Source organism: Mesorhizobium sp. LCM 4577, assembly GCF_001854795.2.
Taxonomy (GTDB): domain Bacteria; phylum Pseudomonadota; class Alphaproteobacteria; order Rhizobiales; family Rhizobiaceae; genus Mesorhizobium; species Mesorhizobium plurifarium.
The window spans coordinates 160836-186507 of record NZ_MDDU01000005.1; the positions used below are offsets into that span (position 1 = coordinate 160836).

The 25672-nt window shown below is 61.0% G+C and carries 24 protein-coding genes and 1 pseudogene; 10 read left to right on the forward strand and 15 right to left on the reverse strand.

Going from position 1 to position 25672, the window contains the following annotated elements; genetic code table 11:
- Positions 1-107 precede the first annotated feature (107 nt).
- Positions 108-500: an EF-hand domain-containing protein gene (locus LCM4577_RS10410; RefSeq protein WP_244508280.1), complete on the reverse strand. Its 393-nt coding sequence runs from the start codon at positions 498-500 to the stop codon at positions 108-110.
- A gap of 511 nt (positions 501-1011) precedes the next feature.
- On the opposite strand from LCM4577_RS10410, the gene LCM4577_RS10415 reads away from it, so the two are divergent.
- From LCM4577_RS10415 to hxsA, 4 genes are read left to right on the forward strand one after another with little or no spacing between them, the layout of a single operon-like run.
- Positions 1012-1287: a hypothetical protein gene (locus tag LCM4577_RS10415; protein WP_131803448.1), complete on the forward strand. Its 276-nt coding sequence runs from the start codon at positions 1012-1014 to the stop codon at positions 1285-1287.
- On the forward strand, positions 1284-2693 hold the full coding sequence (hxsB, locus tag LCM4577_RS10420; protein ID WP_071071050.1) for a His-Xaa-Ser system radical SAM maturase HxsB: 1410 nt from the start codon (positions 1284-1286) through the stop codon (positions 2691-2693). The genes LCM4577_RS10415 and hxsB overlap by 4 nt, the downstream gene beginning before the upstream one ends.
- Complete coding sequence (gene hxsC / locus LCM4577_RS10425) at positions 2690-3799, forward strand: His-Xaa-Ser system radical SAM maturase HxsC (RefSeq protein WP_071071052.1); 1110 nt, start codon at positions 2690-2692, stop codon at positions 3797-3799. The genes hxsB and hxsC overlap by 4 nt, the downstream gene beginning before the upstream one ends.
- Complete coding sequence (gene hxsA, locus LCM4577_RS10430; RefSeq protein ID WP_071071054.1) at positions 3796-4350, forward strand: His-Xaa-Ser repeat protein HxsA; 555 nt, start codon at positions 3796-3798, stop codon at positions 4348-4350. Before hxsC ends, hxsA begins: the two co-directional genes overlap by 4 nt.
- A gap of 1235 nt (positions 4351-5585) precedes the next feature.
- Here hxsA and LCM4577_RS10435 read toward each other — a convergent pair.
- A complete protein-coding gene (locus LCM4577_RS10435; RefSeq protein ID WP_041002644.1) occupies positions 5586-6254 on the reverse strand; it encodes a DUF1236 domain-containing protein in 669 nt (222 codons plus the stop codon).
- 223 nt (positions 6255-6477) lie between these two features.
- Between LCM4577_RS10435 and LCM4577_RS10440 the strand changes: the two genes are divergently transcribed.
- Both LCM4577_RS10440 and LCM4577_RS10445 read left to right on the forward strand, forming a co-directional pair.
- Entirely contained in the window at positions 6478-6828 is a 351-nt protein-coding gene (locus LCM4577_RS10440; protein ID WP_041002646.1) for an antitoxin Xre/MbcA/ParS toxin-binding domain-containing protein, read from the forward strand.
- A gap of 11 nt (positions 6829-6839) precedes the next feature.
- Positions 6840-7334, forward strand: a complete 495-nt coding sequence (locus LCM4577_RS10445; RefSeq protein ID WP_041002648.1) for an RES family NAD+ phosphorylase — start codon at positions 6840-6842, stop codon at positions 7332-7334.
- 245 nt (positions 7335-7579) lie between these two features.
- On the opposite strand, the gene LCM4577_RS10450 is transcribed toward LCM4577_RS10445, so the two are convergent.
- The 3 genes and pseudogenes from LCM4577_RS10450 to LCM4577_RS10460 form a co-directional block, all read right to left on the reverse strand.
- Positions 7580-9784, reverse strand: a complete 2205-nt coding sequence (locus tag LCM4577_RS10450; RefSeq protein ID WP_052468671.1) for a glycogen debranching N-terminal domain-containing protein — start codon at positions 9782-9784, stop codon at positions 7580-7582.
- Positions 9785-10099: 315 nt separating this feature from the next.
- Positions 10100-10519 carry a LysR substrate-binding domain-containing protein gene (locus LCM4577_RS10455; protein ID WP_083354689.1) on the reverse strand — a complete coding sequence of 140 codons (420 nt, stop codon included), beginning with the start codon at positions 10517-10519 and terminating at the stop codon, positions 10100-10102.
- Positions 10520-10589: 70 nt separating this feature from the next.
- Positions 10590-10988 (reverse strand): annotated as a pseudogene (locus LCM4577_RS10460) (LysR family transcriptional regulator); the annotation flags it as partial.
- 231 nt (positions 10989-11219) lie between these two features.
- On the opposite strand from LCM4577_RS10460, the gene LCM4577_RS10465 reads away from it, so the two are divergent.
- The gene (locus LCM4577_RS10465) at positions 11220-11513 is read left to right on the forward strand and encodes a cupin domain-containing protein (protein WP_371410042.1); all 294 of its coding nucleotides are present in this window, start codon (positions 11220-11222) and stop codon (positions 11511-11513) included.
- A gap of 1036 nt (positions 11514-12549) precedes the next feature.
- Here LCM4577_RS10465 and LCM4577_RS10470 read toward each other — a convergent pair.
- Together LCM4577_RS10470 and LCM4577_RS10475 are read right to left on the reverse strand one after the other, a co-directional pair.
- Entirely contained in the window at positions 12550-13812 is a 1263-nt protein-coding gene (locus LCM4577_RS10470) for an MFS transporter (protein WP_244508281.1), read from the reverse strand.
- Positions 13802-14464, reverse strand: a complete 663-nt coding sequence (locus LCM4577_RS10475) for a peroxiredoxin-like family protein (protein ID WP_071071060.1) — start codon at positions 14462-14464, stop codon at positions 13802-13804. Before LCM4577_RS10475 ends, LCM4577_RS10470 begins: the two co-directional genes overlap by 11 nt.
- Before the next feature lie 105 nt (positions 14465-14569).
- Between LCM4577_RS10475 and LCM4577_RS10480 the strand changes: the two genes are divergently transcribed.
- Both LCM4577_RS10480 and LCM4577_RS10485 read left to right on the forward strand, forming a co-directional pair.
- Complete coding sequence (locus LCM4577_RS10480) at positions 14570-15460, forward strand: LysR family transcriptional regulator (RefSeq protein WP_041002654.1); 891 nt, start codon at positions 14570-14572, stop codon at positions 15458-15460.
- A 136-nt stretch (positions 15461-15596) separates the two neighbouring features.
- On the forward strand, positions 15597-16502 hold the full coding sequence (locus LCM4577_RS10485) for a LysR family transcriptional regulator (protein WP_041002656.1): 906 nt from the start codon (positions 15597-15599) through the stop codon (positions 16500-16502).
- Here LCM4577_RS10485 and LCM4577_RS10490 read toward each other — a convergent pair.
- From LCM4577_RS10490 to LCM4577_RS10510, 5 genes are all read right to left on the reverse strand, one after another.
- Positions 16486-17190 carry a peroxiredoxin-like family protein gene (locus tag LCM4577_RS10490; RefSeq protein WP_052468674.1) on the reverse strand — a complete coding sequence of 235 codons (705 nt, stop codon included), beginning with the start codon at positions 17188-17190 and terminating at the stop codon, positions 16486-16488. The genes LCM4577_RS10485 and LCM4577_RS10490 overlap by 17 nt on opposite strands.
- 140 nt (positions 17191-17330) lie before the next feature.
- Positions 17331-18677, reverse strand: coding sequence for an NAD(P)/FAD-dependent oxidoreductase (locus LCM4577_RS10495; RefSeq protein ID WP_041002658.1), 1347 nt, complete (start codon positions 18675-18677; stop codon positions 17331-17333).
- A gap of 19 nt (positions 18678-18696) precedes the next feature.
- Complete coding sequence (locus tag LCM4577_RS10500) at positions 18697-20091, reverse strand: NAD(P)/FAD-dependent oxidoreductase (protein WP_244508282.1); 1395 nt, start codon at positions 20089-20091, stop codon at positions 18697-18699.
- Positions 20092-20123: 32 nt separating this feature from the next.
- Positions 20124-21275: a patatin-like phospholipase family protein gene (locus LCM4577_RS10505; RefSeq protein ID WP_041002660.1), complete on the reverse strand. Its 1152-nt coding sequence runs from the start codon at positions 21273-21275 to the stop codon at positions 20124-20126.
- Between the two features lie 22 nt (positions 21276-21297).
- Positions 21298-22080 (reverse strand): 3-hydroxybutyrate dehydrogenase, encoded by a 783-nt coding sequence (locus LCM4577_RS10510; protein WP_041002662.1) that lies wholly within the window; start codon positions 22078-22080, stop codon positions 21298-21300.
- A 252-nt stretch (positions 22081-22332) separates the two neighbouring features.
- Between LCM4577_RS10510 and LCM4577_RS10515 the strand changes: the two genes are divergently transcribed.
- Positions 22333-23244: a LysR family transcriptional regulator gene (locus LCM4577_RS10515; protein WP_041002664.1), complete on the forward strand. Its 912-nt coding sequence runs from the start codon at positions 22333-22335 to the stop codon at positions 23242-23244.
- Between the two features lie 56 nt (positions 23245-23300).
- On the opposite strand, the gene LCM4577_RS10520 is transcribed toward LCM4577_RS10515, so the two are convergent.
- From LCM4577_RS10520 to LCM4577_RS10530, 3 genes are all read right to left on the reverse strand, one after another.
- Complete coding sequence (locus LCM4577_RS10520; protein ID WP_041002666.1) at positions 23301-23765, reverse strand: DUF302 domain-containing protein; 465 nt, start codon at positions 23763-23765, stop codon at positions 23301-23303.
- A gap of 42 nt (positions 23766-23807) precedes the next feature.
- Complete coding sequence (locus tag LCM4577_RS10525; RefSeq protein ID WP_041002772.1) at positions 23808-25010, reverse strand: MFS transporter; 1203 nt, start codon at positions 25008-25010, stop codon at positions 23808-23810.
- 92 nt (positions 25011-25102) lie between these two features.
- Entirely contained in the window at positions 25103-25585 is a 483-nt protein-coding gene (locus LCM4577_RS10530) for a cupin (RefSeq protein WP_041002668.1), read from the reverse strand.
- Positions 25586-25672 lie beyond the last annotated feature (87 nt).

Below are 25672 nucleotides of genomic sequence, written 5' to 3' on the forward strand. Positions count from 1 at the left end.
CCCCTTTCGCGGGACGTGAAGCTCAGGTGAGGACCTAACTCGGGCATGACGAGACTGGCACGACTCCCTCGCGAAGAGCCGTCTCGGCCTGGTCGCCGTCAGATCTCCTACTGCATGTCTTCGCCGCCAGAACCGTGCAAGAAGGACTGGATCTCGTCCATGTCGACCTTCCCGTCGCCATTCTGGTCGATTGCAGAGAAGATGCGCCCGACAGCATCCTGAACCTCGTTCTCGGACAACGATCCGTCGCCATTGGTGTCCAAGAACGCGAACATCAGTCGCATTCCGGCCCCGCGCATCATCATACGCGGGCCATGGTGTCCAGCCATCCTGTGCTCGCCGGCCGGGCCGCCATAGCGGTTTTTATGCCACGGGGCGCCATGACGATCTGCGCTGTCCTGAGCGTCGTCATACTCGTCTTGACGATTGTTGGCGACCTCAGAGCTTCGATCCTGCTGCATCCGCTCCTGGATGGCCTGGTCAATCATCTGGCGGATCATTTCACGCGTTGGGCCTCCCGGTTGCCCGTTCGCATCCGGCAACTGTCCGGCGCCAGGCTGTTCGGTCGCCGGGGTAGGGGCAGGGGTTCCGTTTGTCTGGGCGAGAGCAGGGAAAGTAGCGAAAACAAGAACGGCGGCCGCAGCCGTCGTGCAGCGAGGGTGTCTCATGACATGCTCCATTTGGTTGGCCGTGGTCTGCCTCAAGCGCATTGGGCTGCCCAAACTGGCGGTATGCTCGATTGTTCCGGCCGGCGTTCTTGGGCAACAGGGCGTGAAGGGCGGGTTGGGCAAACACGGTCAGAGCGATCGAGATCCGGAGCGTCAGGTAGCTCGTTGTGACGTCCTAGTTTGGAACGCTGATACTTGAAACGGGTATTGTAGCGGACTTTGCAAGTACGGGCTGGAGCCGGGAATTCGAAAACGCCGCAAGTGAAATCGATTCTTAAAGCGTCTCTCAAATACCCCGTTGATTGTTTATTCCGACCCGCGCATTATCTCCACGGGTGGGGACATGACGAAATTGCCAGACGCTACTGATGCCGACTTTGTGGTGGAGATTCCGCCACACTTCGAGGAATATGCCGATGCCGCGATGCTTCGGCTGCGGGCACTTTACCCCGCTTGCCGCATCGCGAGGCAAGACGGTGAAATCTCAGTAAGGTCATCCGGCTGCTTTGCCGAAGATCAGTTTCGCAAAGATGTTCTGCACTTCGTCTATCGCGAGAAAATCTATTCGGAAACTCTGACGTTGCGCCAGGCGCTCGTCGCCGCGGTCACGACCCGATGAACGTCTGGCCGCTGAAGTTCCGCGACATGCCGGACGGTTCGGTATTGTTCTGCGACGATGCAGGCGGATTTTTCAGGTCGAGCCACGGCTTCCTGGATCGCTACGCCGCCGATAGCCTGACTACCGTCGACGAAAGCTTTCTCAGGGAAGGCAATCACGGTTTCGATCGGGAGTTCGATCTCCCCTGGACATCGTTCGCCTACAGGTGGGCGCGGCGGCAGGCGAGGCCGACGAGAATGAACTACGTCATCCTCGTGCCGACGCTTAGGTGCAATCTTGCTTGCGGTTACTGCCAGGTTTCCCGGGTTGCCCAGACGGCTCGCGGCTTCGACTGGTCGGTCGAGACCCTTGACGGCGTCCTTTCGTTCCTCGGCCGCTTGGACAGTCCGGATGTCAAGATCGAATTCCAGGGCGGCGAGCCCTTGCTGCGGATCGATCTCCTGGAGGCCGTTCGGGATTTCTGCCGCGGAAGGTTTCCGCAATCTCGATTCGTCGTCTGCACGAACCTGCAAGCACTGGACGAGCGTGCATGGGCTTTCCTGGATGCGGATGACACATTCATCAGTACCTCGCTGGACGGAGACCGGGCGACGCATGAGCGTCAGCGGACCCACAACAGTGCGGTCAACGATGTTTTCTTTCGAAATCTCGAAGCGGCCGTTTCCCGCTATCCGGAAGGGAAGATCTCGGCCCTGCCCACGGTGGATGTCGCCAACCCGCCCGATTTCAACGCGCTGCTGGACAATTACGAGCGCTATCGAATCAGATCCGTTTATTTGCGCCCAATGAACCATCAAGGGTTCGCGCGCAAGATTCAGCAAGGCGACAACGTCCTCGCGCGCTGGAATCGTCTCCATTCCGAGTTCATCGACCTCCTCATCGCCCGCAACCATCGGACCGGGCGCTTCATGGAAGAGTACTACTTCAGCCAGTGCCTGAAGCGTGTGCTCCGGTTCGATGCCGACAACCATGTCGACATACGCAACCCGAACTTCTTCGCCTCCGACTATGTCGTGATAGATCACGATGGCCGTTTCTATCCGACTGACGAAGCCCGGATGCTGTCCAGGATCGGCCACATCGATCTCAGCATTGGTGACATCGGAACTGGCATCGACCGGGCGAAGGTCGACCTTCTCAATTCGGCGGCATTCAACCACTTCGATCCGGATTGCGTCCACTGCGCCTTCCAGCCGTTCTGCGGCACTGACGTGATCGACGACATCTCCCGGTATGGCCGGATTGACGTTCCGCGGCCTGACACATGGTTCTGCGGCCGCCACTTGTCGCTCTTCGACAAGGTCTTCGAGGTCCTCTACCGAAATGACGAGCCGACGCGCGCTTCCCTGGCCGCCTGGCTCGGGCTCGGCCGCTGGGACGACAGCATGGCGTCGACACACCAATGATACCCTTGCGCATCAAGGTGGAGGCAAACGCTGACCAGCCTTTTGTGGTCCGGCTTCGCTCGCTTGAGGCCGATGGCCGCGAACAGAAGAGTGAGCAAATGAGCCCTTTCGACGTGGTGCTGGACCGCATCGGTCCGGAAGGCGCCCACTACGTCGGCGAGGGCGGTCCGATACGAATTCTTGGCATCGATCCTGCCAAGGTCGATGGAGACGTGCTGCTCGTGAACCCGCGGCGCGGAACCGCGGATCGCCTCATCCGCAGTTCGTCGCAACACAACACGTTCCTTGTGACGGAGCGCTGCGACCAAGTCTGCCTGATGTGCTCCCAGCCGCCGAAGAGACACCACGTCGACCTGTTCCCATATTTCGAGACCGCGGCGTTGCTGGCTCCGGAAGGCGCAACGATCGGCATTTCCGGCGGTGAGCCAACCCTTTTCAAGGGACAGCTTTTCGATTTCTTGCAGCGGGTCTTGGCCGCGCGTCCGGACCTTTCTTTCCATGTCCTGACGAACGGCCAACATTTCGGCGAAGGCGACCGGGAAGCTATCAGCCGTATCGATCGGGGCAGGGTGGTTTGGGGTATACCCCTCTATTCCCGCGATGCCGCCGTTCATGACGAGATCGTAGCGAAGGCGGGCGCGCACGAGCAGCTGTTGGAGAATCTCGCGCTCATGTGCCGCCTGGGCACTCAGGTAGAGCTCCGCACCGTGCTAATGCGTCCGAATGCGGACGAGCTGCCTAAACTCGCAAGCTTCATCGCCGCCACTCTGCCGTTCATCCGGACGTGGGCAATCATGCAGATGGAGAACATCGGCTTCGGTCGCATGAACTGGAAGACCCTCTTCTATGACAGTTCGGAAGGCTTCGACGTCGTCGGCCGTTCGATCGATCTCGTACGGAGCCGGGGAATAGATGCCTGGCTTTACAATTTCCCGCTCTGCACCGTACCGGATCCATATCGACATCTCGCGCCGGCCACGATCTCCGACTGGAAGCGTGCGTACCGGGAGCGGTGTGACGGATGCTCGGTGAAGGTTCGGTGCGGCGGATTTTTCGAGTGGCATCCGGCGAACCACGGATACCGCAAATGGGGGGCTGTCCAATGAAGAAGCGGCTTTTCGCGATACCTTCGCTGCTCGCGGCGGGATTCTTGCCAGCCAATGCGCAGGCGCTGCCGACCAAGCCAACATTGGACGGCGATGTGGGAAAGACGAAATCGCTCTTCGACATCTTCAAGCTCGACCACCTGTATACGCTGGCCGGACATCGAAGCCACAGCAGTCACAGCAGTCATAGTTCGCACTCGAGCCATAGGTCGTCGACGGGCGGCTATTCCTACGTCCCGCCGGCGCCGAGCGAACCGGCTCCGTTGTATAGTGCCCCTTCGACGCCGACGCCGAGCTACCAGACTCCGGCGATCGCCCCGACGCCTGCGCCGCTCAAGACGCTCCCGGGCAATGCCTATAAGTTCAAGGAGATCGTCCAGGAGGTCCAGTTCGCCCTGCTCGCATTCGGCTACTACAGCGGCGAGATAGACGGCGAGATGAATCCTGAATTGAGGGCCGGGCTGTTGCGCATGCAGGCGGACTACTCGCTCAGGGTCACCGGGACGATCACGCCGCAGACGCTGACTGCGCTGAGGATCGAAGCGCGCTAGGTCCCCGCACGTTGCAGAGCCAGTCTGCATGGCGGACTGGTGGTGAGCATAGGAGTTCCGTTCCCCGAGCCGTCAATCCTCGGCCAGTGCCCGATCCGGGCGACCTCAGCCCTTGCCCCAGCCGCAATGAGCTTCGCCTCCCGCATCAGCGAGTTCCAATTCAGACCGATCTGGAGAGCAAGTTCGTGCGCTTGCGCCTCGGTAATGCCGGTTTGTTCAACGAGCCTGCGATGTCGTCTGGTTCTCATCTGATATTGGCTGGCTCCATCCAGCGCCCCGGTCTGCCGCAACATCTGAACCTTGATCTGGTTTCCGTAAAATCGATGAAAAGAAAAAGCCCGACAGGGGGCTGCCGGGCTTGAGCTTGGGCTTTGCAGCGGCGGGGACTAGACGCGGGGGCGTTGGGGTGCCGCTGCAATGAGACTGATTTTCATGATATCGGAGGGTCGTTGGCAATCATCATCAAATCGGATGAGGGCCGAATCGTCTACCCTGCGACTCGACCCTCACAGCCCGCAGCGCTTTTCCAAGGAGTTTAGGGACACCTAAGCGCGCCGGCTGGTGGTCAGGATAGGAATTCCGTCGCTAGGACGTCAACAGAAAGGCCAAGCCGATCAAAAAAGTGTCCCAATCTGGAACGAATTCACGGCGTGGCGATTTAGAAGATGCAGTCGATCCGCCGAGGTGTAGCTGCTCTCTCCGTCGCAGAAAAGCCCGTCGCGTACGCTCATTAGCTGCGGCGGGTTTTGCTTTGCTGGGCCGAGCCGGATTCAGTTCCTACGAGTTTGCGTCCAACTGCCGAAAGGTCCGGGCAGACTCGTCAAGCGTGGACCTTGTGCAGACGTATCCAGCAGGACGGTCTCATGGGCGGAACTCGCCCGGAAGGGACGTTCCCAGAGGGAATTTCCTTGGGAGAACGTCCACCAGCCCAAGTCCACTCTAAACCCAAGCACCCGCCGTCGGGTCAAGGGTCGCGGGAAATCACAAAGGCCTGTGTGAAACAGACGAGGCCGAATCGTGTTGACGGCCCGACCCTCCGAGCCCGGCTCCGTCAAGGAGGGCCCCCCAGTGGCGAGCTGGCGGGAGGATAGCAGATTGTGGACGAAGAAAAGCGGGCCGGCCGCTAGGGCAACGACCGGCCCTCTTCCATGAAAGCCTCTCAGCTCTAGCACGGGCGGCTCGGGGTCGAGACCGCTCCTGTGCTGTCACACTATTTTGTTTGCCGATTGGCACGTTCAGCCTTCCACGTAGACGATGCGCCGCGTCGACGGCTCAACCAGCACCGGTCGGTCGTTCACATAGACGTATCGGTACCGGTAGTTTGGGATCTTCTGCAGGGCTACCGTCGCAGGCAGGGTCGCGCCGGTCACAACCTTTCCTTGAAGGTAAACAGGCTTGACCCGATGCTCGCTGATATAAGTGCGCACCTGTTCGGGGGGAGTGATCACGGTGCCAGCCGCACCGCCGCCGACGATCCCCGCCGCGCCGCCCACAGCAGCGCCAACTGGACCACCGATGATAGCGCCGGCGATCGCTCCGGTGGCGCCGCCGGCGACTGCTGCGGCATTAGCTTGATCGCGAGGAGCTTTCACGATCGCGATGCCGGAATTGGCCGGCCGCTCGGTCAAGACGACCCGATTGCCGCCAAATTCTGCAGTGAGGTAATCGGAATAGACCCAGCCTTGACCGCCGGCCTCGGCGACGGTGCACCATTTCGAGTTTTGCAGGCAGCCGTTCAGCGTGGCCGTCTGGCCCGCCCGCAACACGCCGATCACCGGATACTGCGAGCCCGGACCGGCGCGAACGTTAAGGTTTGTCGCGGCGGATACGGGAGTGTCGGCAAAAGCTGCGCCAGACCAGGCGACAAGCGCGCCTGCCACTGCAGGTAACAAAAGCCTTCTCATCGTTCGTCTCCGTTCATGGTTCCCTTCAGAGCCAAAAACGAGGAAGACCGATGTGCGTTCCGCTGCCGGAATTGCTGAACGGATAGCATTGGCATCGCTCTGCTGCTCCTGCTTGGTCGACATATGCTCGTCATCGAAGCGGTCGATCTCGCCGCTCTTGAAATAACGGCATTGCTGACGCTATATAGCGTCATAGTTTCTGGCAGTGCACGGAGTTGCTGCGATGGACCTAGCACAATATGCGGATGACGGGTTGTTCGCACCCAAGAAGATTGCGGACGCTTTCCGCACCACGAGCGAGGAGATTGCGCGCACCGCTGGTCTGGGCAAAGACGCGGTCCAGCGGCGGGAGCGGGTGCGCTCAGACAAGACGCAGCGTCGCCTGCGCGAAATGGTGGAAATCGTGAACAAGGTCGAGCCGCGATTTGGCTCCGCACTCATGGCCTATGCCTGGTATCGGTCCGAGCCGCTGCCGGGATTTTCGGGGCAGACGGCGATGCAGCTCGTTCGAGAGGGCCGAGCCAATGAGGTCCTCGACTTCATCGACGCGGTCGATGCGGGGATTTACGCCTGACGATCGCCGCCATCACCTATTCGGGCCGGCTCTACCGCGCCCTGAATCCGGTGTATGCCCGCCAGCCCATGTCGGGACGCGGTGCCGAACTCTATGGAGGGCGTTTCAACCCCAAGGGCATGGCGGCGCTCTATGCATCGACCTCGGTCCTGACGGCTTTGCGCGAAGCCAACCAGGTTGGCGATCTGCAGCCGACGACGCTGGTCGCTTATCGTGCCGAGATCGAGGCCGTCTTCGATGCGGGCGACGGCACTGCTCTTGCAGCAATGGGTCTTGATGCGACCGTCCTCGCCGACCCGACATGGCGCGATCAGATGAGAGACCATGGCGAGGCGCATACGCAGCGATTTGCCCGTGAGCTGGTCGCGCAAGGCTATAATGGCCTGCTCGTGCCGAGCTTTGCCAAGGGCGCGGCAATCGGCGACTTGAATCTCGTTCTGTGGCGATGGGGTCACGCTGCCCCATCCAGGCTCGAGCTGATCGACGACGAGCACCGGCTCGGTTGATCCAGCTGGCCACTGCCCGCGTTGGCGCGGCAGCGCCGCGGCATCTGGAGCCTGCGGTTTGCCTGGAAAGCCATCCTTTCGCAGTTCGGCGTCCATTATCCGTTCGGAAAGGACCTTCTACAGATCGTCCGGCAAGCTCTTCTTAGCAAACAGATCCTGCGGACCGTCGCCCCGCAAGCAGTTGGCCACCCTTCAAAGGGTTGCGCAAAGCAGTTCAAGCTGTGGATTCGGCGTCAGATGACATTTTAATACTTAGCCTCAGGCTCGCTCAATTCGCCGGGAGTCCGGCTCACGTCAAGCTGGTCGCAACTTGCACAGCTCCGCTCCACCACCAACGTGGGGTCGCCAGCTGTGACCTTCCACTGCGTGGCGGAATTCTCCAGCCAGAATTGAATGTCGAGCCGGTGCTTTCCGAAGCGCATGTTTTTCAGCCTGAGGTCAGGCATCCAATCTGGCAACTTGGGGTCGAAGTAGAGCTTGCCGTTGGGCGCGTCCGGCTGGAAGCCGATAATTGCCTGTAGAAATGCAAAGCAGGAACCCGCAGCCCAGGCCTGGGGCACGTTGGCCCTCTTATACTGCACTGGAAATGTCGTCGACGTTCGCGCTGATCCTGCATAGAGCTCCGGCATCCTATGTTCCATGAAATAACTCGCCGCTCCGCTGACGTCGCCGGCGATACGGGCGGCTTCTTCAAAGAAGCCATAGCGTCTGAAGCCCAGTGCGATCAAACCGTTGTCGTGCGGCCAGACAGAGCCATTCTGATAGGAATTGGGATTGTAGGCAGGATGACGGTCTGAAAGCGTGCGAATGCCCCAGCCGCTCCACATATCTGGCTCCATCAGCCTCGTTACCACCTTCGCTGCTCGTTCCCGGGGGACGATGCCCGACCAGAGACAATGGCCAGGATTGGAAGCGATGCTCAAAACCGGCTTCTTGTCTCCATCCAGCGCGAAAGCATAAAACCCGAGAGCCTCGTCCCAGAAAACGTCGTTGAAGCGATCGAACAAACTCTTGGCCTTGGCTCTCAGCTTGGCGGCCGGATCGTGGTCGCCCTTGGCGTCATAGATTTCAGCCATGCGTTGCCATGCATCGTAGACATAACCTTGCAACTCGCAGAGGGCTTTGGGTCCCTTGACAGGAGTGCCGTCAGGGTAGACCACTGCTTCGGCTGCATCTTTCCAACTCTGGTTCTCGTACCCGAGCTTCGAGCGCGTTTCGTACTCCTGAAATCCGTCCCCGTCCCGATCGCCGTAGCGGTCGATCCAGTCGAGGCATTTCTCGGCAGTTTCCAAGTGCCGATCGATCAGGCTGGCGTCGCCCGTACAGCGCCAGGCATTGTGGAGGACGATCAGATAAAGAGGGGTCGCGTCGGCGGTGCCGTAGTAGGGGGTGTGGGGAATGAGGTGGAAATGCGCAAGCTCTCCTATCCGGAGCTCGTGCATGATCTTTCCGGGCTCCGCATCTCGGTAGTCGTCGCGAGACGTGGCTTGAGATCGCCCCAACACGTCCAGCGCACCCCGGGCAAAGTCGGGATACACCAGGGCATTTTGCAACGAGGCGATCAGGCTGTCGCGGCCGAACAGACCCATGAACCAGGGCAAACCCGCAGCCGGAACATATTCCAATTCATCGGTGCCCTCGATCGGAAGGCGCAGTGCCGCCATGTCCTCGATCGCCTGGACATACAACTGTCGAAACTCGTCGTTCGAACTGCTGAACTCAGACGCGTTCCGGCTCCAGTCCACCACTCGGTTGGCGGTCTTCGATTGTAGGGATTGGTCAACACAAGTGCGAGGAGCATGAGACGTCGTCTGATCGTTTCCGAAGTCATACAGAAGGCACGCATGCCAGGTTGCGCCTGGTTCAATCTTGATGTCGAAGCTGATCCGCCCGTTGGCGTAGACAGGCTTCGTGAGCGTTCTTCGAATGGCAATTGCGATTTCGCGCCGAAAATCTTGGTTGACGTAAGATGTCCGAAGCCGCGAACTCCTGTCGTCCCATTCGGTGACTATCCTGCCACGACGCACTATCGCGCCGGCCTTGACCTCGAACAGGTCGGCGAAATCGCTCCGGATCCCGAGCTCCAGGTTGAACTGGATAGTATCGCGACCATAGTTCACAAGGTCCAGATCCTCGTGCAGTCCTCCCTCGTCGAGAGCGCGACCGACTATCAGCCCCAGGTCGCCGGCCGGCACCGGCCCGGCCTCAGTCGCGAAGGCGCGGTTAACGAGATAAATCTTGGCTGCGAAATGGGCGATATTTCCGGAGTTGAGCAGATCCCAGCTCTCTCCGTTTGCGAACAATTGCCAACTGGATATGAGCCGAGTGTCGGAGGCGTAGAGGCCTTGATGCGTGGGCCATTCGATCTGACCGTCCTGCTCTGTCACCAAAAAGTTGATGCCGTGATTGATCGCCAGGCGTGGCGGACCGATCGCAATCTTAAGGCTCATTACAATATGCACAGCTAGAGTCGACAGGTATGTATCTGGCGCGACTCTGGTGCCCGGCAAGCGATCCTCTTCGAAGGTCGCGCTGTCGTTGGCCCGGTGCGCCCGCCCGCAAACGCGTCCGGCAACAGATTCGCGACCACGCTCCGCCAACCGGCGCCAGCGTCAGGCCGAGATGGACGTGGCCGAAAGCGCAGATCACACCGGACGACTTGGTCGAAGGCCCGATTACGGGGGCGGGTCCGGCAGCGACGGCCTGAAAACCCAGCTATTCCGACGATGGCTGGCCAAGCCCGGAAGAGGTGGCCCGAGCTGCCGTCATCCGATCAAGGCAGTCCTTAGTGCCGGTATGTCATCAAGTACATGATCGACGAACGCGGCGATTCGAGGCGTCTTGCGCAGATCCGGGTGCGTGAGCAAATACCAGCTTCGCGTGAGCTCCTCTACCGGCGGAAGGAGCTGAACGAGTGTTTCCTCCGCGTCGCCGAGGGTAGTTGGCAGCGCCGCCACCCCAATTCCTGCCTTCACCGCCGACAGGGTGCCGAGCATGCTGGTGTTGCGGTTGACGATCCGCGCACTAGGCACCGCGACCCGCAGCCATTTCGCAACCCGATGGTTCTGCATGATCCCATCGAACCCGATCATTGCATGGTTGGCCAGGTCGCCGATGCTCATCGGGCGCCCGTGCTCCTGGACGTACGTCCTGCTGGCATAGATCGCCCAAACGGAATCGCAAATCTTGCGACCGACGTTCGTCTACCGGCTCGCCCGAGCGGAAGGCAACGTCAGCCTCTCCTTTCCCGAGATCGAGATACCGGTCGCTGGTGACGAACTCTACAGTGAGGCCTGGATAGCGTTCATAGAAGCGGTCCAGCAGGCCGGTCGCTGCTATGCGCGATACGGTTGGCTCCGGACAGGTGAGACGGATCACACCCTTGAGATCATGCTTCAACGCTTGCAGTTGACGCTCAAGCGCGTCGACTGCAGCCTCCACAGCAAGCACGTAGTCGATGACCGCCTCGCCGAGTTCCGACAAGCCGTAGCCACTCGGGTAGCGTTTGACGAGCGTCAGGCCAATTCGGTTTTCGAGTTCTGCCAGCCTTCGATGGACCGTAGATTGGTTGACGCCCAGCGCCTTTGCCGCAGCCAGAGTGCTGCCATGGCGCGACACGGCAATGAGATGGCGCAGGTCGTTCCAGTCGAACATCGCACTGTTATGCGTTTTTGCACGCAGGTTTGGCAAACTCGCCGCTGCCGCCCGGATAGTCGCCTTGCTAACTTTGGCACAACTCTAGTGTCTGCCAACAGGGGAGCAAAGATGCACACAAAGAGCAGCGTCGAAACCATGATAGCCGGATTGACTGTGGGTCTCACCTTGAGCGCCGAAGACCGCGGAATCGCGAAGCTGACGCCGCTCCACCGCGAGATCGTCCACGGGATGCCCAACTTACCTGACCAGGAGGTGCGGGTGCTCTCCGCAACTCTGCTTCCGGGCGATGTCACACCGCATCATTCACACCGGTTTCCGGTGACAGTTCACATGCTCGAAGGCACTTTCACACTGGAGCTCGAGGGACGGAAACCCGTCGCAATCGAGGCAGGACAGGTTTTCATCGAGCCGGCCGGCGTCAACATGACCGGGTTCAACAAGGGGGACGTACCCGCGCGCATGACGCTCTTTTACGTGTGTGAGCCTGGAGTTCCGTTTGCCGATCCAGCAAGCACGGCTTAGCTGCAGGTAGAAAAATAGCTGCCAGCGGACTTACAACGAGAAGTCCGCCCGTCAAGTTCTACGGGCCCGTGTTGAGCAAGACCGTGAAGATCGCGGTCAATCGCCTGGGGCGTCGTCGATCTGGTGCTCGCCTATAGGATGGCGAAGGGCTGGGCACGAGCCGACGCTCGTCGAGAAGGCACCCTCGGTTGCAGAGTTGCGTTATCTCGAACCGAGAAATGAGCAGCCGCGGGACGAACTCATCCATCTGACCTAGCTCGCCGCGGGCCCAGATTTTCCCGGCTCTCATGCGCAAGGGCGGCAACCTGTTTCTGTTCATCTTCCGCGACGAGCTGCTTCAAGGGCCTGGCAGGGCCGGCAAGCAATCAAAATCGCTTTCCAATGCAAACGAGGGTCGAATCGCCTAAGCGGCGACCCGACCCTGTTGAAGCTGCAGCACTGTTCCAAGGAGAGGGACGACTTCAGTCTGCAAGCTCGCGATTATGAGCTTAGCGAGACGATGTGCAAAAGGAAGAGGGGCGGCGCCTCGAAAGCGCTCGCAACAGGTCAGTTTTGTCGATGGGTGTCCTCCTCGAAAAGTCGGACAATTTCCGTAGCCAGGAATTCACACCTGTTTCCGGTCTTTCTTGGCGAGGCGGCGCTCATCGCACAAGGGACCCAGATCACAGACAATACATGCCGCTGCATGCGATTCCGATCTTCCCGCCGCCTCGGTGCGACCTATTTGGAAAGCACATACGAGTTCGGACGCGAAAATTGTCGCGCTGTGGAATGGACCACGGCTTGGTGGTTGTGCAGTGAGCGGTTAATGTCCTCCAGAGATCGCCGCTCTTGGGATGCCCGTCGCCAAGCTCTTTGGCTGCGATGGGCTTTTCTCGTACGGGAGACCGGCATCGCCGAAGCTCAAGCGCGTGACCTTATCGATATGCTCGGCAACAATCAGAAAACTGGATTATTCATATGAATCAGTAGCTTATACTATGTTTTGTAACGTTTTGAGGCCAATAAAAGGACCCTAAAAGCCGGGACCGAACCTCTATCTAAGGCCATGCGCTATTGGCCGCGCGCTCGGCATTCGCCGAAGAGCTATCATCGCGACAACCCCGAGCAACGGACCAGGCGCCAGGACCAAAAAACTCCAGCGCCATCCTATCGTCTCCGCCATGAATGACACCAGATGGATAGAGCAGAAGGTGAGTGCGATGCCGCAGCTTAGCTGCAGGGAAAGCGCTGTGCCCACGTAGCGTTGATCGCTCAGTTCGGTTGCCATGGCCGAGAATTGGGCGGAATCGCCGATGACGGTTGCTCCCCACACGATGGCAACGATAGCGAACAGCCAAAACGGACCGGCGAAGGTCAGGCCGATCGTCAGTGCGCAGAAGCCGGATACAACCATCATTGCAGCCGCCGTTGCGGTGCGGCCAATGCGGTCCGCCATGATGCCGCCGGCAATCGAGCCGATCCCACCCGACGCCACGACGAAGAACGCCAGAAAGGAGGCAGCGCCAGGATCCCCAATGCCCAAGCCGGGGCCACCTGCCCTGATGTAAGCCAGCATCCAGCCCCACATTGCGTAAAGCTCCCACATGTGGCCGAGATAGCCAAGATTGGCGAGCATCAGAGCGCGGTTGCGCACCAGCGCTTTGATGTGGCGAGGGTCGAATGCCGATCTCGCGAAGGGATGGGGTCCTTCCTCCCCCAGCCAAAGGATCAACAAAGCGCCGATTAGTGCTGCGACAGAGGTGGCCAAGATGACGCTTTGCCAAGCCAATTCGTCGACTCGGGCTGATACCAGATGAGGAAAGGCAGAACCAAGCGTTAGTGCCGCAAGAAGGACGCCAAGCGCCTTTCCCCGTCCGCGACTAAACCACGTCGATACCAGTTTCACCGCTGGTGGATACACGCCCGCCAGGGCCAAGCCGGTGACAAAACGGGCGACCAGCATCAAGCCGACGGAAGGCGCGAACAAAAGGCAGAGGTTGGCGGCGGCCGCCGTCAAGGCACTGACGCCGATCAGCTTGCGAAGCGAAAACACGTCCGGAAGGCCGGCCATGCTGGAGGCCAACGCGCCGATGGCAAAGCCGATCTGCACGGCACCGGTTATCCACGCGCCCTGCGCCGGAGAAAGGTCCCACAGCCGCGTCAGCTGCGGCGCGATCGCCGTTGCGGAAAACCATGTCGTCATCGGCAGGAAGGCGCCGATTGAGACCACGATCAACATCAGCCAGCGCCGGGTGGCACTGGCTGCGGTGACGTTGGAGGCCGCGATGTGGTCCATATCCATCGGTTCAGGCAGCAACAGAGCCCTGCAGTCGCTTAAGCACCGGAAGAAGGTCGGCCGGGTCGGGTCTGCGGGTGTAGTCCGGGCTGACTTCGGCATAGGCGATGATGCCGTCTTGCCCGACCACGAAGCGAGCAGGCATCGGCAAGGTCCAGGAACGATCCTCATTGATAAGCGGCAGGTCGATGCCGAAGCCGCGATACAAGCCGATCAGATCGTCGGGCAGGCGAAACCGCAAGCCGAAGGCATCGGCGACCCTGCCGCCGGCGTCGCTCAGCATCGGGAATGCTATCTGCTTGTCGAGCTTGGCCTTGCGGCCGTTCGCCAGCGACTGCGGGGATATGGAAACCAGTTGTGCCCCGGTAGCCTGGATTGCCGGCCAAGCTTCCTGCAAGGCGGCAAGCTCGATGTTGCAATAGGGGCACCAGACTCCGCGATAAAAACTGAGCACCAAGGGACCGCGGGTAAGCAGATCGCTGGATGCGACAGATCCGCCATCAGCCTCCGGCAATGTGAATGCTGGCGCTTCGGCGCCCGCCTTTAGGGCCTTGGCGGCCTGACCCGATGCTATGAGCTCGGCGGTTGCACGGTGCATGACCTCAAGCGCTTGCTTGGGGGCCTTGCTTTCAAAGTCGGCTTTGAAGGCATCGAGCTTTTCCTGAAGAGACATGAGACACTCCAAATCTTGACCGCGTGGCTCGCGGCGGAATGTCCTCGCCTATTTCCAGAAAGGGGGGTAGCTTGCCAAAAAGCATAGCAATCATCCGGAAAACGAATGGCTGATCGACTGCAGGAGCTCGAGGTTTTCGTGCGGGTTGCGGAACGGGCAAACCTTTCCCAGGTCGCACGTGAGATCGGGCTGTCGCAGCCGTCCGTGTCGCGAATCCTGAACGATCTTGAGGCGCGCATCGGTGCCCGCCTGCTCATCCGCACCAGCCGCAAGGTCGGGCTGACCGAGGCCGGGCAAGTCTACCTCGACCAGATCCGGCCGCTGCTGGCAGATCTTGGGGCGGCGGCCGACACCGCAGCAGGCAATGAGGAGCTGCGCGGAGTTCTGCGCGTCGAGTTGTCGGTAACCTTTGCTGTGCGCGCGCTCATTCCTCGCCTGCCCAGCCTTCTCGCCGAGCATCCCAACCTTTCCGTCGAGTTGATGATGGACGATCGCCGGCGCAGTCTCGCTGAGGAGGGTGCCGATGTCGCGATACGGCTTGGCCTGCTCGACAGTTCCAGCATGATGGCACGCAAGGTCGGTCAGACGCCTCGGTTGCTCGTCGCGGCGCCGGACTACATCGCCCGTCACGGCGAACCAAGTAGCCCTGCGGAGTTGGCGCAGCACCAAGTGATCTTCGGACCGTCCGACAGTTCCGGCGCGACCTTCCAGGAGCTGATCGATCCGCAGGTCCGCTTTGTGCTGCCCGAAAGTCCTCGTATCAGGGTCTCGAGCTCGGCCGGGGTTACGGCATGTGTTGTGGCTGGGCTTGGCGTGGCATTCGGTTCGGGCTGGATGTTCAATGCAGAACTCCAGGACGGCCGCCTGCGCCAGCTGCTGCCGGATTTTCCGCTGCCGACCATACCCATCCACGCTCTGTTCCCGGCAGGGCGCCAGCCGAGCAAACGGGCCAGAGGATTTGCCGACTGGTTGAGCAAGTCACTTGGTTCGTCATGATAAGTCGCTGCCACTGGCCAGCGGTATCACACCCCTAGTCCGCAATGCGCGCCACTTTGCCCAACGCGATCAACTGGGTTAGTCTCGCAATATGCGCCGTCGCTGATAAACCATTTCGCTGAGGGGACGAGATTTCATGGAGATGCAGCAGGTCCGATATTTTCTGGCCCTGTCTAACACGTTGAATTTCACGAGAGCGGCCGAGGAGTGCAACGTTACTCAGCCGGCCCTTACGCGTGCCATCAAGACGCTTGAAGAGGAGCTAGGGGGAGAGCTTCTTCGGCGCGAGCGTCAGCATTCGCATCTCACGGAACTCGGGCGCCGCATGCTGCCTTTGTTGCAGCAATGCTATGATGCGGCCACTTCCGCCAAGTCGCTGGCCAAGGCCGTGCAAAGCAGTGATGTTGCGCCGCTCAACGTCACGATCTCCAACAGCATCAACATTGCGCTTCTGGTTTCGCCGTTCACCGAGCTCTTCCGGGCCTATCCCGGTGTGCATCTCAAGATCCATCGTGGCTCGCCGGCAGCTGTGATAGAGGCGCTGAAAGGCGGTGAAGTGGAGCTGGCGATAGCCGGTCCGCTCGGACAGGCCTGGGATCGCCTGGACACATGGCCACTGTTCCAGGAAGCAATCGAGCTCGCCGTAAATTCAGATCATCCGCTCGCCCGGCGAAATGAGGCTGATGTCGCGCTGGCGCAGGTCGCCGCCGAACCTGTGCTCAGTCGGATCGATTGGGAGACGAGCGAGGAGCTTGCGCGCTGCCTTTCCGCCAAGGGGTATACGCCTCGGACCGCGCATGAAGTCGAGACGGACCAGGATCTGCTCGCGCTGCTCGAGGCCAATGCCGGAGTGGGCTTTGTCACCCTTACTGCTCCGCGATCTCCGACCACACGCCGGCTCAAACTTCGCGATCTGGACGTGTCGCGGATCGTTTCGGTTTATGCGGTTGCCGGCAGGCATCGCTCGCCGGTCGCGACAACCCTGCTCAACCTTTTGAGGGCGGCCGACTGGTCGTCCTTCGGCGTCAGCGAGCCCGCCTGAGCGCAGCGATCAGGTCGTCGATGTCCATGCGACGGCGGTAGTCCGGATCGACAAAGCGATCCCTGATGATCCCATCCGTTCCGACGATGAAGGTGGCTGGAATGGGCATAAACCAGCTGCTGTTGCCCTGATAGTTAGGGATGTCGAGACCCAGGCCCATGAGCCTTTCCATTTCGGCGCCGACCCAGATCGCGAGGTTGAGCGACAATGCATATCCATTGTCCATGTCGATCAGGAATGGGAACTGTGCGCCGACCAGAGCCTTCATCGCCTTGGCGAATTTGCGTCGCTCCGGCATGATCGCGACCACCTGTCCGCCCATTTCCGCGATCTCGCGGTGCACCTCGACAATCCCGATGGCGTTCAAGCGGCAATACGGACACCAATGGCCGCGCTGAAAGGTGATGACGGCTGGCCCCTTGGCCAAAATCTCGGCGAGGCTGACTAGCCTGCCCTGATCATCAGGCAACAGGAAACCAGGCATAGTCTCGCCCGGTGCGGGGGCCATTGTGCCGGCACCTTGCTTCTCAAGGCGGTCCACCAGTCGCTCGACCGCGTCAGCGAATTCCGAGTTTAGGCGGCGAACCGCCGCGGCAACGACTGCCAGCCGTTCATTGAGGGGCGCATCAAGTTCGATGGCTGCCTGGACGGACTGCTCGAATGTCATTGCCTGGTCGTCGGCGGCCATGTCTGCACTTTCACACGTCCCGCATAGCCTACCACCGTAACCCCGCGGCAATTGCCATGTTTTTCCTGCATGGTTTTGATGCCCTGCGTGCATCGACACATGCCGTGCCTCCGTCTGCTTCGCTGACCCGGGCCGAAGCGTTACACCATGTTCCTGATATCCGCTGAAAAAGTCGGGAAAGCGCAGACCATCTCAGAGAGGTCTCGCGCGGTGATGCCGTGCTTCATCGCGAGCGCAAAAATGTGGATCAGCTCTTCGCCGGCATGCCCGACCAGGTGAGCTCCGAGGATCCTGCCTGTCGTTTCCTCGACGATGATCTTCGACCATGCGACCGGCTCCGCGTAAGTCCTGGCGGAGAGCCAGCCCTGCATATCGTTCAGGTGGACGTTGACCATGAAGCCGCGCTCCCTCGCCTGGGCCTCGGTCAAGCCGACGGCCGCCACGGCCGGGATGCTGTAGAGCGACGCGGGTATGTGACTGTAGTCCGGCCGATGCTTCGGTCCGTCGACTATGTTGCGACCGACGATCGCGCCTTCATAGGTCGCCACCGGCGAAAGCTGCGGCGAGTTCCACATGGCGTCGCCGCAGACATAGACGTCTGGATTGGAACGCGAGCGCAGATGCTCGTCGATCTCGATGCGGCCTTCGCGATGCACAATGACACCCGCCCCGAGATCGAGGCCCTCGACATTGGCTACGCGCCCCGCGCAATTGACGGCCCGATCCGCGTCAACGCTGCATTCGGCGCCATCCTTCGCAAAGCTCACCCGCAGTCGCCCGTTGGCCTCTTCGATCTTTTTAACCCAAGCCTTGGTATGGATGCTAATGCCCAGGCGCTCGCTCTCGCCGCGGAGTTGAGCAACGGCATCAGTGTCGAAGCCTCCCAGAAGTTGCGGCAGCGCCTCGAGGATAGTGACCCCGACGCCGGCGCGCGCATAGACGTGGCCCAGTTCGAAGGCGATAACACCGCCGCCAATGAACACCACCGCGCGAGGCAACACAGGATCGCTCAGCACATCGTCGGATGTGGTCAGGAATTCTGCGCCGGGGACCGACAGCGGGCGCGGCTTCGAGCCGGTGGCGATGACGATGTTTCTGGCCTCGATCTCTCGGGTGCCGACGCGGATGGTATTGCTGGCCGTAAATGCAGCCTCGCCGTGGATGACGTCGACGCCTCGCTTTGCCATCAATCCGGACAGCCGGGCTGGGATATCCGCGATGATGCCCTTTTCCCGCTTGATCAAGGCTCGCCAATCGAGCCTCGGCGGTTCGATCTCGATTGCATGATTGCCGGCTCTTGCGATCTCGTCGAGCGCGTGGGCCGCGGCAACCAGCACCTTCTTCGGCGTGCAGCCGCGATTGGGGCATGTGCCGCCAAGATCACGAGCCTCGATCATGGCGACGGAGAGCCCGGCGGCACGCGTCGCGACCGTGACACCCATGCCGGCATTGCCACCGCCCAGGATAACGACGTCATACTTTTCCATCGCAGCGCCTCCGCCGACCTCAGTGAAGCTTGATTCGCGGTCTCGCGCGCCTGACGACCATCTCGCCGATCGAAGCAAGCGTTGTCTTGGCGAGCCCGTGCACCGCCATGAGATGCATCTTGTGCAGCGAGCGGTAGACGAGCCTAGCAACAAGGCCTTCGATCTTTAGTCCGCCGATCAGGCTGCCGAACGCACCGTAGTCGGCGAGTGAAACGAGCGAGCCGTAGTCACGGTAGCGATACACTGGCGTGGCACGCCCTGCGAGACGTGCTGCAATCACCTTGGCCATGTGATCTGCCTGCTGATGAGCCGTTTGGGCACGCGGCGGCAAGGCGCTTTCCTCGCCCGGAATCACGCAGTTCGCGCAGTCACCGATCGCGAACACATTCTCGTCGCCCACCGCGCGCAAGTTTTCGTCGACGATCAGGCGATTGATGCGATCGGTTTCGAGCCCATCGAGGCCTTTCAGGAATTCCGGCGCCTTGATTCCGGCCGCCCAGACGACCAGTTCGGCAGGCACAAAGAGCTTGTCGCCAAGCCGAATACCGTCTTCGGTCACTTCGGTGACCTTGATCCCGCATCGTATCTGGACGCCCAGCTTGATCAGCAAGCGTGCCGTTGCGCTCGCCATTTGCTCAGGCAGCGCGGGCAGGATCCGCGGCCCTGCTTCGACGATGGTGATGCGGATCAGCCTTTCGAAATCGATATTGTCGAGATTGTGCGACGCAATTTCGCGCATCGACTTGTGCAGTTCCGCCGCCAGTTCCACGCCGGTGGCGCCGGCGCCGACGATGACGCAATGGAGTTGGCCCGGCGACAGCTGCTCATATTGCGCGTTGGCGCGCAGGCATGCGTCGATCATGCGCTTGTTGAACCGGACGGCCTGCTCGGCGGTGTCAAGCGAGATGGCGTGGCGCGCGGCACCCGGTGTGCCGAAATCGTTGCTGACGCTGCCCACGGCCATGACCAGCGTGTCGTAACCCAGAACACGTGGCGGTATGACTTGGCGGCCGTCGTCGTCGAAACTGGGCGCGACGAAAACCTGGCGCTTGGCACGATCGATGCCGACGATCTCGCCAATGCGGTATCGATACCCATGGCGGCTGGCATGGGCGATGTATTCAACCGCGTCGTGCGACGCGCTCAAGGCACCGGATGCCACCTCATGCAGAAGCGGTTTCCAGATATGAGTGCGGTTACGGTCGACAAGCGTGACGGAAAGCCGCCGGTTGCCGAACTTGCGGCCAAGGCGTGTCGCCAGCTCCAGGCCGCCGGCGCCGCCGCCCACAATGACGACGCGGTGCAGTGACTTGTCCGCGTGCGAAGGGGTCTCCGGGATCGTGCGGAAGAGCGCCGCGTCGTTGGCGAGCACGGCTTCCGGAATCAACCGCATGCCGGGGGTGATGATCTGCATCGGTATCTCCGTATCTTCCTCGGCGTGGCGCATCACTCTTGGGATTCGTGGATCACGATGCCCTGAAGCATGTCGACCTCGCATTCCCAAGGCTTGTCGGTGAGGACGCGCTGCCCGTGCTCGTATCCTGCTTGCCAGCGCGTGCGGATTCCCGAGCGGGTGAAATCGATGTCCTTGGTGTGGTCCTCGCCGTCCAGTCGCGGGGAAAGCAGGCGGACGAGGTGCATGACCGACGGACAACCATAGGAGGCGAGTTCCTTGAACATCGGATCCTCGCGACGCTCCTCGGGCACGAGCCTGCCCATTTCCCGCACGACATGCCGCAACCGATGCAACTGCTCCTGCCGCGCAACGTGGCTCCGGCCGCGGCTGGCGTATTGGAGATCCTTCTGCCGCCCCATGACCTGCCAGATCGATTTCGGCTCGGTTGCGCGGGGCTGCCACATGTTGACGGCAAAGATCAGCGCGTCTCGCCTGGGTCGCGCATCGAGCACCACCTCGATCGGCGTGTTTGAATAGATGCCGCCGTCCCAATAGGGCTCGCCGTTGATGCAGACCGCCGGAAACGCCGGCGGCAAGGCGCCTGACGCCATGATATGCGCCGCCGACAGGATCATCTCGCGCGTATCGAAGTATTTGAGCTCGCTGGTATTGACGTTGACCGCCCCGACCGTCAGCCGCGTGTGGCGACCGTTGAGGTAGTCGAAGTCGACCAGGGTGTTCAGGGTCCTTTTGAGCGGATCCGTCGTGTAATAGGAGGCATTCTCGACACCGACCTCGCGGTTCACTCCGAACATGGCGCTCGGGTTCGGTTCGAAGAATCCCGGAATGCCGCGCATGACCGTGCCCATATTGGCAAAGATGTTGCTCGGCACCATCATCCGGAAAAACTCGTCGAATGGACTGCTGCGGCTGACGCTGTCCCAGAATTCCTGAAGCCTGGGCAGGCGATCGCCGGGCTTGTTCCCGGCAATCACCGCAGCGTTGATGGCGCCGATGGACGTGCCTATGACCCAGTCCGGTTCGATGCCGCCCTCGACCAGCGCCTGATAGACTCCGGCCTGATAAGCGCCGAGCGCGCCGCCGCCTTGAAGGACAAGGACGGTCTGACGTTTGACGTCGCCCTGGTGCCCAGTCGCCGGTTCTGGTAGCGGGGCGGATAGGTTTTGCGTGATCTTGTTCATGGCCTTCGCTCCTCGTGCAGGTCTAGTGAGCGGTCCAACCGCCTTCGATCGGCATCACGGCGCCGGTGATCGAGGCCGCCTCGTCCGACGCCAGGAACAGACACAGCGCGGCAACCTGCTCGACGGTGACGAATTGCTTGGTGGGCTGCGCGGCCAACAGGACATCCTTGATCACCTGCTGCTCGGTGATCCCACGGGCCTTCGCCGTGTCGGGTATCTGCTTCTCGACAAGCGGGGTGAGCACGTAGCCTGGGCAAACGGCGTTGACCGTGATGCCTTGTTCGGCGACCTCCAGCGCGACGGTTTTGGTCAGGCCGGCGACGCCATGCTTGGCCGCGACATAGGCAGACTTGTAGGGAGAGGCGACGAGCGCGTGCGCCGAGGCCACGTTGATGATGCGACCCCATTTGCGCGCCTTCATCGCCTGCAACGCACGCCGGATCGTGTAGAACGAAGACATGAGATCGATCGCCACGACCGCTTCCCATTTCTCGACCGGGAAGTCATCGATCGGAGCGACATGCTGAATGCCGGCATTGTTGACCAGTATGTCAATGGCGCCGAACTCGGCGATGGCCTTGTCCATCATCGAGGTGATCGCGTCGCCCTTGCTCATGTCGGCATTGTCGTATCGAACGGCGACCCGATGATCGGCGGCGAGCTTTGCCCGAAGCCGTTCGATCTCGGCGGCGTCGCCAAAGCCGTTCAGAACGATGTTGCAGCCCTTGGCCGCGAAGGCTTCGGCGATACCTTGCCCGATGCCGCTGGTCGAACCGGTGATGAGCGCTGTCTTGCCTTTGAACATCGTCTTTTCCTTCTGGTTGCGCGGCCACGAGCCACGGCGCGGGCTCGCTCTGGATCTGAGGATTAGTATGGTGAACCGCCGCAAGCTGCGGAAATGCCGTTGAGACATGGATTCGATAGCTGACGGTCAGATCGTTGGCTCCGAGCCCGGACGCCGATCGACCGGTCGGGTTGTTTGACGTAAGGGCAGCTAGTAAGATTGCGCCGCAATGCGGGCGGTGCCGTATGCGCGTCCAGTGAGGGGGAGCGTGCAGTGGAGATCAGCCAGGTCCGATACTTCTTGGCCGTCGCCAAGGAGCTCAATTTCACCAGGGCAGCCGAGCAGTGCAATGTCACGCAGCCCGCGCTGTCGCGCGCGATCAAGCTCTTGGAAGATGAATTCGGCGGGCCGCTTTTCCACCGTGAGCGCCGCTTCACACATCTTACCGAGCTCGGCCGCATGGTCGAGAGCTATCTCGAAGGCGTCTTCGAGAACTCACGCCAGGCAAAGCAGATTGCCGAGCAATATGTGACGCTGAAGAAGATGCCGCTCAAGGTCGGCATCATGAGCACGATCGCTCCGGACGAGATCGTCGAGCTTATCGCAGCCGTGCGCGAGCACCATCCCGGCGTCGAGTTGCATCTTTGCGATGCGGACGCGGTGAGCCTCAGGAAAAGGTTGATCGAGGGTGAGCTCGAGGCTGCCATATACGCGTTGCCCTCAGACGTTCCCGATGAAGAAGTGCACTCCCTGCCGCTGTTCCAGGAGCAGATGGTGATGGCTGTGCACCTGGCCCATCGTCTAGCCAACCAGCGCGTTGTGCGGGTGAAGGATATGAGCAACGAAAGCTATATCCACCGCAACAACTGCGAGTTCGCGGGCTACGCCGATGCCATCCTTGCCGAGCAGGGCGTTACGGTCAGCCCGGTCTATTGGAGCGATCGCGACGACTGGACATTGGCGATGATCGCTGCGGGGCTGGGGTTCGGGTTCATGCCCGAACATACCGCCAAGCATCCCGGCGTGGTGCCTCTGCCGATCACCGAGCCGGAGTTCTGGCGCGAGGTCAATCTCGTCACGGTGCGCGGCCGCAGGCATTCGCCCGCGGTCGGCGCATTGGTGCGCGAGGCCACGCAGAAGAAATGGTTCGGTGAGCGGGTGAAGGCGCTGTCCGCCGCCGAGTAGGTTTGTCGGGCAGCATCGTCGCATGCCTACGCGATACCCGGCTACGTGCCCGTCCGTCAGTTCTTCTTGACCGTTGAGGTGACCGACTGAATGACCTCGGTCGCCATCTTGAACTGTGCGGGACGATCCGTGATGCCATGCCGCTTGGCGATCCAGTCGAAATCGCTGTAGGCGGCGTAAACCGAACCGTCGGCAGTCTGGTAGACCAGCACGCGCACGGGCCAGTCGAGCCCGGCCTCGGGGTTGGATGTGATGAAGGTCGTGCCGAGCGCCGGATTGCCGAACATGACGAGCCGTGACGGCCTGACGTCGTTGCCCGCATTCTTGCCAAGCTGTGCCTGGTCGATGACGCCGAAGAACTTGATGCCTTTCTTGAGCACATCCTTCTTAATCCGGGCGACGGTTTCAGCGACGGAATAGTCGCTCTTCACCGTGACGACGCCGTCCGAAGCGGCAGCCGGCAGGGCAACAGCCATCAGCATGGCGGCGCCTGCAAGCAGAGTTTTGAGATGGTTGCTCATGTCGGTCTCCTTGGTTGAATAACTGAGTTGCGGTTTTTGGTTTCAGGGCTTGGGCGTTCGCAGCACGCGCGCGATCGCGATCGCACCGGCGAGAACCGCGGCAAGGACGGCCACGCATGCAGTCCAGCCGACACGGTCGTAGATCTGTCCGATGAGGAAGCTGCCAGCGAGCCCGCCCCCATAGTAGGAAGCCAGATAGATGCCGCTGGCAGCGGCGCGATCGCGCGATGCGGTCCGGCTGACATGTCCCGTGGCTATCGCCTGAGCCAGGAAGGTGCCGACGGCAACGAGCGCCATCCCGACGAGAACGATCGGAAGATTTGGCACAAGCAGTAGAAGCAAACCGATGATCGCCACCGCAAGCGTCGCTCCGATCCCTCCCCTGGGGCCAAGGCTCGCTGCGACTCGGCCGGCAAGCGGAGTGGTCAGCATCGATGGCAGGAAAACGAAATAGACTGCGCCCAGGGCCATCGGCGTGAGCGAAAGCGGGACCGCGACGAGCTGGAAATTCACGTAAGTGAACGTGCCGATAAAGACGAACAGGATCAGAAAGCCGATCGCGAAACAGGCGCGCAGCTCCACATTCCGCAACGGGGCTTTCCAGGCCGTGCGGGCAGGCTGGCCGTCCAGGTCGGCGCGCATCATTGCCGAGGTCTTTTGCAACGTGAACCAGACAAGAGCGGCGCCGAGCAGATTCAGTGCGGCGAAGGTCAGGAAGTTGGTGGAGATGCCGAACGTGTCGGCGACCGCCGCCGACATCAACCGGCCGAAAAAGTTGCTGGCCACATTGCCGGTCACGTAGGCCGCAAGCGCGCTCGTGGTCTGCCGCGCTGAAAAATGCTCGGCCAGATAGGCCATCGTCAGCGTGAAGGCTGTCGACATGCAAAGGCCCTGCGCCACGCGCAGCAAGGCGAAAACAACGATGTTGTCCGTCTGCGACAGCAGCGTTGTCGGTAACGCCAGGATGACCAGGCTGATCCAGATGCCGTTGCGGCGATCGATACCGCGCCCAAAGAGCGCGACAGCGATACCGGCCACCGCCATGCCGAACGTGCTGGCGTTGACGGCGAAGCCCATGGTGGCGCGGCTGACGCCGAATTTCACCACCAGCGACGGCAGGATGGCCTGGGTGGCGAACAGGTCAACGAGCGTCAGGAACGCAATCAGCGCGATGAGGCCGAAGCGCCAGCTGTCTGCTGCAAAAATGCGAACCCTTGTCGGTTCGGTCTGTTCACTCGTCGTCATGACAGGCTCCGTCGCCATTTCCTCGGGCAATCGCCCGAGGATGGACCTTTGGCTTCCTATGTTGGGATCACTTCACCGCTGCGGGCGGCGGCTCACATCATGTGGTCATCGTGCATCGCGGGCGGCAGCACGTCGGCCGAATAGAGCACGGCCGGAACCTTGCCGTTGTTCTTCCACCAGTGGGCGAGCTGGCCGAACTCGGCGGTCACGTCGCCGGCCGGATGCTCGATGCCGACCTTGCAGGTGCTGCGGTATTCGGTGATCGAGCCCTCGACGACCAGAATATTGGCCGGGCGGACATTGTGCTCATGCCACGGCACGACGCCGCCGGGCTGAACGACGAGCTTGCGAAGGCGCAACATGTTGCCTTTCCAGGCTTCGCCCTTGCTGCTTAAGTCGATTGCGGAAAGCACCGTGTCGGTGACGCCGACCGGCTTGCTGGGATGTTCCTGGACATCGGTGGTGGCGGCCTGCCCGGCAGGGCAGTCGCCTGCGAAAGCCGGAGCCGCCGAAAATGCAGCGGTCGCGGACAGCATGCCCAGGGCGAACGCAAGGTTGAGTTTCTTGGTAGCCATCTCGTATTTCTCCTTTGTCGGTGCCCATTCGCGGAAGGCGGGGCATGACGAGGAGAGTGACCGGAGCCTCGTCGAAAGAGAAATGCT